Source organism: Nostoc sp. PA-18-2419 (assembly GCF_005869855.1).
Taxonomy (GTDB): Bacteria; Cyanobacteriota; Cyanobacteriia; order Cyanobacteriales; family Nostocaceae; genus Nostoc.
Map to the genome: position 1 here is coordinate 19,525 of NZ_SZNH01000018.1, position 14,563 is coordinate 34,087.

12 protein-coding genes are annotated in these 14,563 nt (G+C 39.7%); 5 read left to right on the top strand and 7 right to left on the bottom strand.

All coding sequences use genetic code 11. The annotated features are described in order from the left end of the window. Window positions 1-692: 692 nt before the first annotated feature. The 5 genes from ylqF to FCR06_RS18780 all read right to left on the bottom strand — a co-directional run bounded on the left by ylqF (window position 693) and on the right by FCR06_RS18780 (window position 6,289). Entirely contained in the window at window positions 693-1,574 is an 882-nt protein-coding gene (ylqF, locus tag FCR06_RS18760) for a ribosome biogenesis GTPase YlqF (RefSeq protein WP_138502352.1), read from the bottom strand. Window positions 1,575-1,732: 158 nt separating this feature from the next. Further along, window positions 1,733-2,146 (bottom strand): VOC family protein, encoded by a 414-nt coding sequence (locus FCR06_RS18765; protein ID WP_138502354.1) that lies wholly within the window; start codon window positions 2,144-2,146, stop codon window positions 1,733-1,735. 311 nt (window positions 2,147-2,457) lie between these two features. After that, a complete protein-coding gene (gene fdhD, locus FCR06_RS18770) occupies window positions 2,458-3,300 on the bottom strand; it encodes a formate dehydrogenase accessory sulfurtransferase FdhD (RefSeq protein ID WP_138502356.1) in 843 nt (280 codons plus the stop codon). 3 nt (window positions 3,301-3,303) lie between these two features. Beyond that, window positions 3,304-3,993 (bottom strand): Uma2 family endonuclease, encoded by a 690-nt coding sequence (locus FCR06_RS18775; RefSeq protein WP_138502358.1) that lies wholly within the window; start codon window positions 3,991-3,993, stop codon window positions 3,304-3,306. 73 nt (window positions 3,994-4,066) lie between these two features. Next, window positions 4,067-6,289, bottom strand: coding sequence for an FdhF/YdeP family oxidoreductase (locus FCR06_RS18780; RefSeq protein WP_138502360.1), 2,223 nt, complete (start codon window positions 6,287-6,289; stop codon window positions 4,067-4,069). 495 nt (window positions 6,290-6,784) lie between these two features. Between FCR06_RS18780 and FCR06_RS18785 the strand changes: the two genes are divergently transcribed. From FCR06_RS18785 to FCR06_RS18800, 4 genes are all read left to right on the top strand, one after another. Beyond that, on the top strand, window positions 6,785-7,327 hold the full coding sequence (locus tag FCR06_RS18785) for a PEP-CTERM sorting domain-containing protein (RefSeq protein WP_138502362.1): 543 nt from the start codon (window positions 6,785-6,787) through the stop codon (window positions 7,325-7,327). 75 nt (window positions 7,328-7,402) lie between these two features. Continuing rightward, window positions 7,403-8,992 (top strand): alkaline phosphatase D family protein, encoded by a 1,590-nt coding sequence (locus tag FCR06_RS18790; RefSeq protein ID WP_138502364.1) that lies wholly within the window; start codon window positions 7,403-7,405, stop codon window positions 8,990-8,992. A 403-nt stretch (window positions 8,993-9,395) separates the two neighbouring features. After that, window positions 9,396-9,719, top strand: a complete 324-nt coding sequence (locus tag FCR06_RS18795) for a hypothetical protein (protein ID WP_138502366.1) — start codon at window positions 9,396-9,398, stop codon at window positions 9,717-9,719. Window positions 9,720-10,321: 602 nt separating this feature from the next. Further along, entirely contained in the window at window positions 10,322-10,945 is a 624-nt protein-coding gene (locus FCR06_RS18800) for a DUF3859 domain-containing protein (RefSeq protein WP_138502368.1), read from the top strand. A 499-nt stretch (window positions 10,946-11,444) separates the two neighbouring features. Here the strand turns inward: FCR06_RS18800 and FCR06_RS18805 are convergent, their stop codons facing one another. After that, complete coding sequence (locus FCR06_RS18805; protein ID WP_138502370.1) at window positions 11,445-12,230, bottom strand: RDD family protein; 786 nt, start codon at window positions 12,228-12,230, stop codon at window positions 11,445-11,447. Window positions 12,231-12,275: 45 nt separating this feature from the next. Further along, the gene (locus tag FCR06_RS18810) at window positions 12,276-13,121 is read right to left on the bottom strand and encodes a hypothetical protein (protein WP_138502372.1); all 846 of its coding nucleotides are present in this window, start codon (window positions 13,119-13,121) and stop codon (window positions 12,276-12,278) included. Between the two features lie 80 nt (window positions 13,122-13,201). Here FCR06_RS18810 and FCR06_RS18815 point away from each other — a divergent pair, with 80 nt between their 5' ends. Next, entirely contained in the window at window positions 13,202-14,155 is a 954-nt protein-coding gene (locus FCR06_RS18815; RefSeq protein WP_138502374.1) for a stage II sporulation protein M, read from the top strand. The last annotated feature ends 408 nt before the right edge of the window (window positions 14,156-14,563 follow it).

Consider the following 14,563-nt stretch of genomic DNA (forward strand, 5'->3'; position numbering starts at 1 on the left):
GAGTGAATGCTAAGAGCATTAATAGTTTTACCTCCAGCAAGAACAGTAAGAACTGCCTTCTGACTTGAAAAAGGGTGTGGGGTGTAGAAGAAGAAACTTTTTTTATGTATGGCGGTGAAACTTGTTTCATCGGAATTGTTTCTTGCTATATCAGCAATACGCACAGGGTTAAAACACAAAAAACCCCAGCTAAATTAGCTGAGGTAAAGAAAGAAGTACGAATGGCGATGAGATACAACGATATAAAATCAAAAAATCTTAAGTGAAGCTAAAAGCAATTAAGAATAAAGTCGTAACAATATAAAGCTAGAAAAACACCTTCTATTAAATATTTACGTTGTTCCCATGTTCGCTACTTAATTCAGTTACGTAGCTATTGAGAACTTCGTCTTCATTAACATTGGTATCAATAATTTTTTGTGTTGGTCACTTGTTAACTTATGTAAATAAATTTAACAAATTTGTTAAAAGTCGTCAAGATGGCTTGACAAAAAAAGATTAATATCTTTAATAAGATTTACTTATCAGCGAGTACAATCCAAAAGCGCATCGGTAGAGCGGCGTAGTACAAAGCTAGCTAGATAAAGCCGTAGTCATTGATTTGTGCCCTTACAGCCACTCAGCATACTTCTAAAGGTGAGTGTTGGGATTTATTGAGTGCAACTCAAAAACGACCAGAAAAAGCTAATTTATTAATTAGGAGGAAATTCTAAACCTATTTCACCCAACAATCCCTTACGAAAATCTGTTAAGAGTTGCCTTGCAGTTCGCTCTACATCACCTTTGTAACGATGCTCTGCCAAGGCGTGTAAATATGCTTCTCCGGTGTCAGATGTAGAATCGAGTTGGTAGCGGGATTGTAGCGGTTTTTTCGGTAATAAATCTGTAGCTACAGCTTCTAAATAATTTAGTAAATCTACTAACGCTGCTGCTACTAGCTGATTATCGTAAGATGCTTCACCTATATCATCACAAATTGCTAATTTTAATGCTACCTCTTGGTCTTCTAACCTGGCGGGGATGACACCAGGAGCATCTAGCAATTCCAAGTGTTCAGAAATTCGCACCCACCGGAGTTGGCGAGTTACACCAGGACGGGCTGCACTTTCTACCACTCGCCGTCCTAACAAACGGTTAATTAAAGCTGATTTACCGACATTGGGAAAACCAATCACCACAGCTCGCACTGGACGGGGTAACATGCCGCGATCGCTTCTTCTTTTATTGAGTTCTACTCCAGCAGCTTGGGCTGCCCGTGCCACTTCTGCTATACCTTTACCATGTTGAGCATTGGTAAAATAAGGGACTTCTGCTTGACGTTTGAACCAATCTAGCCACAGCGATCGCATTTGTGGTGTGATCATATCTACTCGGTTGAGGATTAACACCCGTGTTTTCCCCTCTACCCACTCAGCTATTTGGGGATGGTGAGTCGCTAAAGGAATCCGGGCATCTCGTACCTCAAACACCACATCTACACGTTTGAGCTGTTCTTTAAGATTCTTTTCAGCTTTGGCTATGTGGCCTGGATACCATTGAATTAGGTTTAATTTATAGTTTTGCGTGATTGCCATTTTTATTTGTCCTTTGTCTTTTGTTATTTATCCTCTGGGGCAAAGTTGAACCACTGCGTTGAATGGGTTTGTTGGCAGCCAAGCAAGTGGTGTCAGATTTACCCAAGTCGATGAGTCGTGATTTTGCGTATCATTAATCAGTTGTCCTTTACAAATGATTAATGACTAATGACTATAGCCGCTTGATGTAAAATCAGACGATTACCATCAGGGTCATAAGCATAAATTTCTCTACCGTGATCAGCAATGGAAATATTTCCTGGTGGGGGATAGCCCAAGGTGGTTAGGTGAGCGATCGCATCTTCCAAGTTACTCACCTCTAAACATAAACTTATTTTACTTTTGTTGTAAACATAAAGCGGTGAGTCACCGGACATCACTTCAAATTCTGATTCATTTGTCTTCTTTGGTTTAAAAATACCCAATCGCATACTTGTCAAATGAAACTCAGCATAGACATTTGGAATCAAAGTAGCTGGCTTTTGCTCCAGCAATTTTGTATAGAAATTCACTAAATTTTCATAATTARCCGATGCTATGGTAACAAATGCATCAATGCACGGAAAAACCATATTTGTCTAATGCGTAAGTGGATATATCGGAGTTCAATTTGATTGATTATTTTATATACGTAGCTAGGCAGACAAAAGGCAATAGGCATTTTTTCAAAAATAAAAGTAAAAGCACGCCCTCTTTATTTAGTTAGAGATTCTTACAGTTTCATGCCAGGATCTATCAATCAAAAATCTCTTTCTTGTCATCTGTAATCAACGATGAGTAAGTTTCAGAAGTATTATTTATTCTTAGATTAGGGATTATTAAGTCACAGTTCATCTTACATATAGATAAAAATAGCCTATCACTTTGTCGCTGGATAACTGTTTTATTTTATAGCTTTTATTCTTTCCAAACCAGTATAGACATTAAACCGTTCTCCACGCAGAAATCCAATTAAGGTAATTCCAAATTCTTTGGCGACAGACACCGCCAAACTGCTGGGAGCAGAAACAGAACAGACAATAGGAACTCCAGCAATTGTAGACTTTTGCAAAATTTCAAAACTAGAGCGTCCGCTGACTAAGACAATATGATTATTTAAAGGTAATTCGTCGCTAAAAAAAGCTGAACCAATCAATTTATCTAAAGCATTGTGACGCCCAACATCCTCACGCAGATTTAATAATTGTCCTTGAAGGTCGAAGGTAGCCGCAGCGTGTAAGCCACCTGTAGCCGTAAAGATACCTTGAGCAGCCCGGAGTTGCTGTGGTAGGCTGTAAATAATTTCAGGTGTTACTGTTACGCCAGCAGGAATCACTGAACATCCCCGCAAATGCAAAGCTTCAAGGCTAGCTTTACCACATACCCCACAGGCGCTACTAATATAAAAATGACGCTCTAAAGGCTGTAAGTCTGGAATTAATCCATGCCGCAGTTCTACATTTACAATATTATGACGCTGCTCGCCATCTATTGATTTATCTACACAGTAACTAATATGTTGGATATCTTCCCTACAGTTAACAACTCCTTCGGCATATAGAAAACCAGCAGCAAGTTCAAAATCTGCACCAGGTGTCCGCATGGTAACAGCTACAGTTTTTCCCAAAGGGGCGAGGCGAATTTCTAACGGTTCCTCGGTAGTGAGATGGTCTGAACGCGATCGCATCTTACCATTTTCCACAATCGAAATTTGCGCTTTGGTTTTGCTACCAGTTTGTCTATTCATTACTTATAAATTTTCTGGATCTATATTTAATTCTCGCAATTTGGCTGCTAAACGCTCCGCTTTTTGTTTTTCTTGTTCGGCACGTTGCGCCTGTTGTTCAACAGCTTCTTCAGGTGTGGGAATTAATTGTCCTTCTGGGGTAAAATAACGCAATTTATTTTCATAAATACCCAAGTATAAACTTAGCTGTTGACTCCAGAATAATCCTTGAGAGTTGGGTTCTATGGGCTGATAAGTACCACCAACTAAGATAAACGCAGCAAATTCTAAATTTTTTGGGTCAAACCAAAAGTATTCGGGAGTACGAAAAATATCTTGGTAAATTTGCTTTTTTAGACCCTTATCAATCGCTGCGGTGGAATCTGAAAGCAGTTCTATAATCAAATTGGGATATTTACCATATTCTTCCCAAACAACCCAGCTATCACGCGGTTTGCGTTCAGTATCCAACACCACAAAGAAATCTGGTCCCCGGAAGTCTTCAGATTTTCGTTGCCGTGGACTGTAATAAATTGTCAAATTCCCCGCACAAAAGAAATCATTCTGGTCGCGCCACCACCAATCAAGGCATTTGATTAATAGTAGCATTTGCTGTAAATGTAAGTATGTTTCCAATGGCGGTTCGTTACTTTCTAAATCTCCTGGTGGAAATATTACATCTTTTGGGTGTTCAAAATCTTTGGCGACAGACATGGCTGCAAGTCTTGGGGTGATATTAAGTTCAGCGTAGCAGTAGAAGTTAGAGATGTTGTTAAGACTGGGAAATTTAAATTTTTTCTAGCCAGGCGATCGCATTATAATCAGGAACAMCTTCGAGCGATCGCTTAGTTTTATCTAATAATACATTCCCTTCCGGCCAATGTACTTGCAAGTTGCCTGATTGAATGGGTGCAATGTAAACTTGTCCTGGCAATTCGCCTAACTCATTTTTCAGAATTATTCGATCCCCATCTTTTAAATCCAACTTCGCAGCATCAGAGGCATTCATTAACACTGCCTCTCGCACTGCCCCAGTAATTGCATCTCTGCGTTCCTGCACCATACTATTAAATTGTTTACCGCGACGGGTTGCTACTGAAAAACAGCCCTCTGGTAATTCTCTGTGTGGTGGTAATAATACTCCGAAATGTGCCTTCTTGTCCGGTGTAGGAAAGTTCCAGCCAAAGCACAAATGTGAGCCGCCATATTGAAACTGGTCACCAGCTTGTTGTAAGTGTTGAATACCAGCATACAGTGGGACAACTTGAGCAATTTCTTGGCGAATTGCAGATGTATCAGCAAAAGTCAATTTGTCTGCTAAATCTGGTTTGACGCGTCTGGACAATTCCAGAAATACTTCCCACTCTGGACGTGCTTCGCCGATACGCGGCCCTGGAATTTCTGGGCTAAAAATTACCCGGCGTTCGGTGTTAGTTTCTGTGACTCCTCCTAGCATTTCATAGCGAGTTGTAGCAGGTAAAAGCACTACAGTTTCAGCAGGTTCCACCAACATTTGGCTGGAGAGAATAATATCCATATGCACTCGCAGCGGTATTTGCTTGAGGGCACTTTCCACGTAATCTGGTTCTGGGAGTACTTCTAGAAAATTCCCTCCCACAGAGAATAAAACATCTAATTGCCCCTGATATGCGGCGTTAATCATCTCTGGTGCAATTAAACCTTTAGTTGTTGGCACCTCAAAACCCCAATGTTGACTTAATTGGGTAGCATTTTCTGAGGTAATAGCTTTACCGCCAGGAAATACTGTGGCGTAACACCCCATTTCAGCACCACCTTGCACCCCGGAATGACCGCGAATTGGCATTAAACCGCAACCTTCCCGACCGATAAAACCTTTGGTAAGAGCTAGGTTAATGATACTTCGCACGTTGTCTTCACCGCACTCATGCTGGGTAATTCCCATACTCCAAACAAATACTGCTTTGTTGGCTTCCCCGACCATTTTGGCAAAGGCGTACATTTCCTCACAAGATGCACCGGAAAGCCGCTCTAATTCTTCCCAAGACTGGCTTTCTAAGGATGCTTGAAGTTCTGCAAAGCCAGCAGTATAGCGGTCAATAAATGACTGGTCTACCCAGTTGTTGGCAATTAGATGTTTAATTGTGCCATTTAAAAATGCTATATCTCCGTTCATGTTTATTAAAAAGAAGTCTTCGGCAAACTTGCTGCCGAATAGGGCACTTTCTACAATTGACGGCACCCAATAACGCTCCATTCCTGGTTCGCGATAGGTGTTAATTACTACAATCTTAGTACCAGCTTTTTTAGCATAATGCAGATATTTAACGGTAACAGGCTGATTATTGGCAACATTAGAGCCAATGAAGACTAATAAATCAGTACCAATCCAGTCTTTATAAGAACAAGTAGTAGCTGCTGCACCAAGAGCAGCTTTCAAACCTGCTGTGCTGGGAGAATGACAAATACGGGCAGCGTTATCTATATTATTGCTTCCCATTGCTCGCACGGCTTTTTGCGTAGCATAATAAGTTTCATTAACAGTACCGCGACTGGTAACATAAAAGCTAAGGCGGTCTGGTGTGGTGGTACGAATGCGACTAGCAACTACCTCTAAGGCTTCATCCCAGTTCACACGGCGAAAGCCTTTTTCGCCACGTTGACGAATCATCGGATAAGCAAGTCTTCCCAAGTCTCGCAATTGGGCACTTTTTTGCTTTTGCAACTGCGAGACATCCTCTAGTAGCACGGGGTCAAAAGCTGGCATAGTATTCATCCGCAACAATCGCAACCGGACATTGCACAGATGAATACCATCTACAGTCCAATCTTTCATGCCGGTTGTTCCGAGAGCGCAACCATCGCAGACACCCTTGTTTAGGATATTCCACGCATAGGGCAGTTGGTCACGAGAAAGCCAAATTGCTCGAAATACTTCCCAGTAGTTATTCGGGTACTGTTCGCCAATACCAAAGGGCTTCCAACTTGCCCAATTTGAAGGTGTCCAGCGTTTTTTCGGTTTGGGTAACATGATGCATATGTGAGTACCTGGATTCTCTTAGGCTATCGTTTTGATTAGGAAATGAGTAGCAGACAGTTAAAAATACTTCTCGTTGCTGAATTTACTGAAATCAAAAATCATATTATGTCCAGCTAAATACTTGTCATTACGTACTCCTTTCCTACCGAAGCTACGCAAACGGAGAACTCGTAGCGTACGCAGCGATTGCATAGCAATATCTTGATTTTTAGTACGTCCTTGATTAGCAAAATAAACTTGCTGCGATTTTTACCTATGATTAAACTTTGCTTAAACTTACCATCTTAAGATGTGGTCGTTTCAACTATTTAAAAACTTGTCTCTTTGTTGTTCAAATTTAATAATTGAATAGTCCTTTTAATTGCTGTAATTAACAGTGATTTGCCGCTTTTAAAAGTGTAAAAGAGATAACTTAATTAGTAACAAACTAATTAAAACTTACCAGTATGTATCTCTTCCAGAAGTTGCTCGTGAGGAAAGTAAAAGATGAAATTGATTCCACAATTAGTGTTTGCTACTGCTAGCCTGACTATAAGTTTTGCAACTCTAGATGCAAAATCTGTATCTGCTGCAATTATTAATTATACTTTCAGCGTTGATAGTCCCACCGCTAAGGGAAATGGCTTTTTCAGTTTTGATGATTCAACTTTCAGTGAAGAAAATCCCGTAGCAGTTAAGTCGCTTGATTTCAAATTTGACGGTGATTCTACAGTGTACACCAAACAAGATGATATCAACTATCCAGACTTTCCCCTTGTATATTCAACGTTATTTTCCCCAGGAAAAAGCTCTTTAGGATTAGACTATACATTCGATAATAAAACTAATCCTTCCAGTTTCATCCGCTACGAAATTATTGGTGAGGATTTTACACTTTTCTCTACAACTTCTCCAGATGTCGAAGTAGTTTCGGGTACCGTCTCTTATACAAGAGTACCTGAACCAACAACTTTAGCTGGCATATTGGCTTGTGGCCTTGGTTTGATGATGAATAAAAAGCTAATTTCTATCAAAAAGGTTAAAGCTTAATATTTGCCGTCCTTAGTTTATTGGTCATTGGTCATTAGATAAATGACAAATTCATCGGTTAATCAGGAGTAAAAAATGGTAGATAATTATAATATTGAGCGGTTCTTGCAGAGTCGAATTAAACGACGCAACTTAATTATCGGTGCAGGAGCATTGAGTGGTTTTGCGATCGCTAACCAATTTTCTCATCAAAGGGCAATCGCCAAAAGCAGATTTTCCAATTATCCTTTCACTTTGGGTGTAGCGTCGGGTGAACCCGATCCGACAAGCGTAGTAATTTGGACTCGTCTGGCTCCCGAACCCTTAAATGGAGGGGGAATGCCACCTGTGAATGTACCTATTCACTGGGAAGTAGCTAGCGATTCCAATATGAGGCGTATTGTCTCTAGAGGTACGGTATTGGCAACTCCACAACTAGCTCACTCGGTTCGAGTTGTGGTAGAAGGACTGCAATCTGATACTTGGTATTGGTATCGATTTAATGTCAGTGAAGATGCTAGCCCAATTGGTCGCACTCGTACAGCTCCTTTGGCAAATAGCTATTTGAGTAAATTGAACTTTGCTCTTGTTTCTTGCCAGAACTATCAGCAAGGGTATTATACTGCTTACAAATATCTGGCTAAAGACGACCTCGATTTGGTAGTGCATGTTGGTGACTACATTTACGAGGGAGGAATTTCAGCAACAGCAGTCAGACCGCATAACAGTCCAGAAATTTTGACGTTGGAAGATTACCGCAACCGTCACGCTCTTTATAAAACCGATGCTAATCTGCAAGCGGCTCATCTTGCATTTCCCTGGATTGTAACTTGGGACGACCATGAGGTAGAAAACAACTACGCTAATGATATTTCAGAAGTCGATAACGAACCAGACCAAGACCCCAAAGTTTTTCTCCAGCGCCGCGCAGCTGCTTATCAGGCTTACTACGAGCATATGCCCCTGCGACCCTTCTCAAAGCCTAAAGGCCCAAATGCACAAATTTTCCGTCGGCTTGATTTTGGTAATTTGGCAACCTTCCATGTCTTAGATACCCGCCAGTATCGTACAGATCAGCCTTGTGGTGATGGTACTAAAGAACGGTGTGCAGCAGATTTCGATCCCAAGGCAACGATTACTGGCAAGCGTCAGGAAGACTGGCTATATGATGGTTTAAATAAATCGCAGACCAAGTGGAATATTATCGCTCAACAGGTTGTAGTCGCTCAGATTGATATGAAGCCAGGAGAAGGTGGAACTTACAGTATGGATAAGTGGGATGGGTATTTGGCTTCCCGCGATCGCCTGATGCATTTTCTCAAACAGCGCAAACCATCGAATCCAGTTGTCTTATCAGGAGATATTCATTCCAACTGGGCAATGAATTTAAAGGCTGACTTTAATAATCCACAATCTACTACGGTGGGGAGTGAATTTGTTTGTACCTCAATTAGTTCCGGTGGAGATGGCGCAGATAGCAGTCCCACAGTTGAAGCTTACTTACCTGACAACCCACACATTAAGTTCTACAACGGTCAACGGGGGTATGTTCGCTGTTCTGTAACTCCCACAACTTGGAAGACAGACTATCTGGTTGTGTCAAAGGTTACAACCCTAGATGGCACGATTAGTAAACGTGCTTCATTTGTGGTTGAAAACGGACATCCAGAAATACAACCAGGCTAATTTTTTAATTCTCAGGTATTGACACCAGACAACTTGATACCATTTCACGAAATACTTGATAGATAGGGGTGTACAGCTGTACGCCTCTATTATTTGTGTGTTGTAAAGTTTTTTAATTTGATAAGTAATCAAGCGAACTTGAATAACGGCGATCGCACTTACAGCCGCCAGATTTTTCTGAGAGTTTGCAAACAATCTTTTTTAGATAAGCACTGTAAACTCAATGTGTATAAATGTTATATAAGTATTATTAAGTTTTATCCTTATATAGTTAATAAGACGTTGATATTCTATTCCTTGCGCCAAGAACTGCCTTTTCCCATGCCCCAGATCAAATTTTTCCGGATCGGCAAACAATATAACTGAATAATTACTCTACGTTAAATATGCATAGCTAAAACTTATGGACTTACCCCAGCGCGTATCAGTACGCTACAAAGACACGTCCTACAACACTAATGAAATCCGTTTAAGAACTTTTCGGCTTGGGTTGCAGATATGGGATGAACAAACTAAGCCGAGAAAAACAGAGCTTTATGAGTTTATATTCTCTTGTTTGAAACAAGTTGACCGTCAAGATCGTTTTATGTTTTCTCTGCTGTTTCTAGAATTAACAGACCTCATACGCAATTCTTCCTTGGAGAGAGGAACCAAAGAGGTTCTAATTAAGACAGCTTTTAGGGAGTTTGCTTATGCGATAACAGACTTTGAAGATATTGCCAAATAGTAGAGGTTAGGCATGGAAAAAAGAGGACAAGGAGAATAACTCCTAACTCCTCACTCTACACTCACAATAATAAATAACTGAATAATTACTAATTAGTAATTTAAGTTTAAAGTTTTAATAAGTTATCCAATTATCAATTACATTTCACAAACAGAATTATCCAAATTTATCAATAAGTTAAAAAATAAACAATTAATATTAACATAAAGGGTTCCCAGATGGAATTAATTAGTTTCTGAAAGCTAATTCTAGGCTGGGTTTGCTCAGAATAGGCGCGTTAGTTTGGTTTTGCGTCCTGAGCAGCGATCACTTGTTTGTTATTTAACATTCACCAAAACACATAATTATAATAAAAACAGCGATCAGCAGCTTTAATCAGGTAATTCTAAGCATCGAAAATCTAGCTACTTGCTGGTAATTTTTACAAAAATTTTCACGAAAAATTCCGAAAAGCAACAAACTAAACTTGTAGCTTTATGATGCGATCTACCCGAATGTATAGTAAAGGTTTGCAATTAAGTAGAGTATTTTCTGCCAAATACTCTTCGGATTGCAACATCATCAACAAGCGCCATCAACTTTTTTTGCACAGGAGTTAAGCTATGACGCCGCGACTGACTCAAGAAGAATTAACACAAATAATCACTGAAGTAGAAAGTCTGCAAACGCGTCGAGAAGGGGAATTAGACCAAGAGCAGGTTAAAGAAATTTTACAGGAGATGAATTTATCTCCAGACTTACTAGACCAAGCAATAATTCAGTTAAATCGCCGTCAAGCGCTCTCAGTGCAGAAACGCCGGAATCGATGGATTACCTCTGGAGTGGTGGCACTCTTAGCGGTGGTGAGTGCATCTACAATATTTGTGATGCAGCAACATAATTCTGCACTCTCTCGTGTTTCTGCTCAACAAAACCGTATCACTTTGGGACAAAATAATAGTGGCGATTTAAAGACAATTTCCCGCCAAACCAATCCAGAAGTTTTTTACCGTGTCACTTTGAAGGATGCACCCTTGGGTCAAAAGCTGGCTCTGTCTTGTAATTGGATTGACCCAAACGGTCAAATTGTCAAGCAAAACAGCTATCAAACCCGCGCAATTAATACTTCTGTTTGGAATACCCAGTGTCACAACACAATTAATTCAGCTGCAACCGTTGGCAAATGGCAGGTACAAATGTTTTTAGAAGGTCGTCAAATTAGCGATCAAATCTTTGAAATAAATTAGTCCTATATGGACAACATCTCACGTCATTTTCTCGGGTATTAGGACTAGGGCGCTCAACATCAGTTAGAAGCGCTATTAACTGGTGTTGTGCAAAACCTCTCTCCAAACCTCGTTCAAAGTTTTGGTTAATATTATGGTAATCGGCTTTTAGTGTATTTTAGTACTAGAACAAGGTAGTGAGTTAGCGATCGCAATTCCGCTAAAACAGCAACCATCATTGATATAACTTATATTTAACCTTTTGTTAACCAAAATTTAATTTAGTAGTTGTTAACTGATATTAAATTCACTTTTTGCTGCAACATTTGACTATCCCTCCAAAAACCTGAAATTTATAGGAGTTGGGGGGATTACTTCTACTGTTCTAGGCCAAGGCTATTTTAACTAAAAGACTGACAAATAAAAAATATCCTGCTACTCACACTCAACAGTTAATAGTCATCAGTCACAACTTCAAGTAGTTGTTTTTATTTATTGCAGTTCCCTAAATGTTTACAATTTAAAATTCTTGCTGTTGATAAACAAGGTAAATAGCTTCTAAAAATACATCTGCTGTTACAGTTGATGGTAAGTGTTGTAAATTAATAATAGATTTAACTTGCTCAGCTAACTTTAAAGATAGTGATGCTCTTGCTTTTAATGACATTGCACCACGTCGTTGCAAATATTCACGAATTACAGCAAAGTCATCAGGTAACAATTGGGATAAATTGGCAATTTGTAGTAACTCATTGTGGAGTATTTGTGCTTGCTCTGAAATTGTGAATGTTGTTGATGCAGTTTTTGGTTCGGCTTGAATCACGATTGTCCCAGCAGCTAAATCACCCAAGCGCTTTTCTCGACTACCTAACATAATTAAAAAAGCACCAATAAACAAAGTTTCATCAAAGGGTCGTAACAAAGCACGTAATGTTGCTTGTTGTAGCCCGATGAGTCTACCATCATCTCGAACCACGCGAATTTTAGCAATACGTTTACCAGGGGTTTGTCCAAACCATAAAGTTTCAAAAAATACGAAATACCCGATATAGATTGCAAAGGCGATAATGAAGAAAATTGCTAACAGCCAAAGTCCTATATTTTGAGTATTTTTAATCAAACCTTCGAGAAAATTGGATAGTTGTATTGAGAATAAAGCCCAAGTCAAAAAAAGCAGCGACAAAGTTACACCCAAGACTACATAGTCAATCAGTAATGCTAAAGCTCGATTGCCAATTCCGGCTAAAGTAAATTCCAGTTCTACACTTTCTGGAGTCTGGAATGTGATGCGATTAAAAAAGCGCATATCTGAACTAATAAGAAATTAATAAAGTTGAATTCAGGTATTGAGTTAACGAAAATCCTCAGAAGGAGGTTGTCGTAACTGCAAACCCAAACCTTCACGCCGACTACGTAAGTCCAAGTATAAAACAGCTTTGAGTGCTTGCCAGAATGGCATCACAAAAACTCCACCGACTAAGCTACCAATCCAAGAAATAAGATACACAATTGAGTAAGTAGTAGAGCCTGGCTCAAGTTTTATGAGAAATAAGCTGGGTATATAGTTGAATACAAATACTATTGGGAATGTCACCAAAAAAGCAACTAAAACTACAGCTTGAATACGAAATACTGAGGCTTTAGTTAACTCCCAACTTCTGGCAACACTTTCGCCACCATTAATATTTTCCTCAACAGCTAGGGGAACTTCAGCGACTACCCAACGCGAGTAAAACCAGGTTATTCCCAATAGCACAATTAATACCGTTATAATAACTGCCAATGTAGTTATAACTATAATGCCTGAACTACCTAATATCCCTCCTAATACTAGTCCCAGCAAGCCAGCTATAATGCCACCAACGAGCGCTAATCCGAAATAAATTAGTGCTAAAGATATTCCTACTTGGAAAGCAACTCTCAAAAATGACCACAGACGTGAATCAACATGGCTTCTAGCAGATTGGACACTTTCAGGTTGGTACACCAATTCTCCAAAAGCCAAACGGGAAATTAATCCAGAAATCGCAGCATATTTTGCCCAGCCATAGACTGGGACTAGAATCCACAAGTGAGCGATCGCTGCCAGATTAAGATAGGTCGCAAGATGAGAACGATACAATCGCACCGCAGCACTAACAACGTTACCGATACTTAGTGGTTGTATGTGGCCGGGAGAGCCAAAATTCTCAGACATAATGCCAAATTTCCCTTAAAAGTACGGATCTGAATTTGAGGCTATCTTAAGCTAAGTTAAAGTCAGTATTTCTAAAATTCATGAATATTCAACGTTGGATTGCACGACGAGAACCAAATTGGCAGCGTTTGAATGCCCTACTAAAGCAGGTAGAAAAGAAAGGACTAAAGTCTCTACGGGCAGGCGAAATTAGAGAGTTAGCTAGCTTGTATCGTTCAGTAACGGCGGATTTAGCCCGTGCCCGCACCCAGCAAATCAGCAATACTTTGATACAAAGTTTACAATCTTTAACAAGTCGTGCTTATACGCAGATTTACCAAGGTTCGCGGCGACAGGAATGGCAAGCAGTTTTAGAATTCTATCGTTGGGGATTACCATCTGTAGTCCAAAAAACATTTGCATATATTGCTCTGGCAATAGCGCTGTTTTTACTAGGTGGAGTAGTGGCTTGGTGGTATTCCTGGCAAAATCCTAGCTTTATGTCCTTGATTGTACCGGAGAACTTGATTACCAAGGTACGAGACGAGCATAAATTGTGGATGGGGTCAATTGTTGGCGTTGAACCTTTGGCATCCAGCAGCATTACAATCAATAATTTGTCAGTGTCTTTTGGGGCTGTTGCTGGTGGAATTACAGCTGGGGTATACACAGCTTATTTGATGATATTTAATGGTTTATTAATTGGTGCTGTTGGTACTTTAGTTGCTCAAAATAATTTAGCTTATCCTTTTTGGGCATTTGTATTTGGGCATGGTTCTTTAGAACTACCGGCGATATTTTTTGCTGGAGGTGCAGGATTTTTATTAGCGAGAGCAATTTTATTTCCAGGCAAATATCGCCGAGGGGATGCACTGAAATTTTATGGTAATCAGGCAGTGCAGTTAGTGTTTGGGATTGTACCAATGTTGATGATTGCAGGTGCGATCGAAGGTTTTTTTTCGCCTAATCCTAACATTCCCGATCCGATTAAATATTTAGTTGGAATGGGATTATTTATACTTTTGGTGTTGTATTGTAATCGCAAGCAAGCATGAAAAAATTAATTCACTTTGGGAGAGGGGGGAGATGTCGGAGCAGTCTTTTTGATGTGTGCGTCTGCCTCTTTCCATCCCTCAAACAAAATTGGACTAATTAAAGCTTCACGCCTAGTAGTTTGATTAACTAAATCAATATGAGATAAATTCTGCTGAAGCTGCTGTTGGAGAAACTGTAAATCAAAAACTTCTGAAGATTCAAGTAGAGTTCAATTTATCCTTTCTAGCGTACAATCTAATTCTAGTAAAATATCATCAATAGTAAAGGGTAATTCAAAATATTGGCTGAAAGTATAAGATTCACCAGCTTTCAAAATGCGGCGAAAATTCATAAAATAGCTAAGCCAAATTGGTTCTGATTATTCTAAATAAATTAGCTAATGTGTTAGGGAAAACTTGCAAATGCAG

Bases quoted from the DNA above. Each gene is read 5' to 3' on its own strand.
- ylqF (WP_138502352.1), bottom strand. From the start codon at position 1,574: ATGGCAATCACGCAAAACTATAAATTAAACCTAATTCAATGGTATCCA.
- fdhD (WP_138502356.1), bottom strand. From the start codon at position 3,300: ATGAATAGACAAACTGGTAGCAAAACCAAAGCGCAAATTTCGATTGTG.
- FCR06_RS18775 (WP_138502358.1), bottom strand. From the start codon at position 3,993: ATGTCTGTCGCCAAAGATTTTGAACACCCAAAAGATGTAATATTTCCA.
- FCR06_RS18785 (WP_138502362.1), top strand. From the start codon at position 6,785: ATGAAATTGATTCCACAATTAGTGTTTGCTACTGCTAGCCTGACTATA.
- FCR06_RS18790 (WP_138502364.1), top strand. From the start codon at position 7,403: ATGGTAGATAATTATAATATTGAGCGGTTCTTGCAGAGTCGAATTAAA.
- FCR06_RS18795 (WP_138502366.1), top strand. From the start codon at position 9,396: ATGGACTTACCCCAGCGCGTATCAGTACGCTACAAAGACACGTCCTAC.
- FCR06_RS18800 (WP_138502368.1), top strand. From the start codon at position 10,322: ATGACGCCGCGACTGACTCAAGAAGAATTAACACAAATAATCACTGAA.
- FCR06_RS18805 (WP_138502370.1), bottom strand. From the start codon at position 12,230: ATGCGCTTTTTTAATCGCATCACATTCCAGACTCCAGAAAGTGTAGAA.
- FCR06_RS18810 (WP_138502372.1), bottom strand. From the start codon at position 13,121: ATGTCTGAGAATTTTGGCTCTCCCGGCCACATACAACCACTAAGTATC.
- FCR06_RS18815 (WP_138502374.1), top strand. From the start codon at position 13,202: ATGAATATTCAACGTTGGATTGCACGACGAGAACCAAATTGGCAGCGT.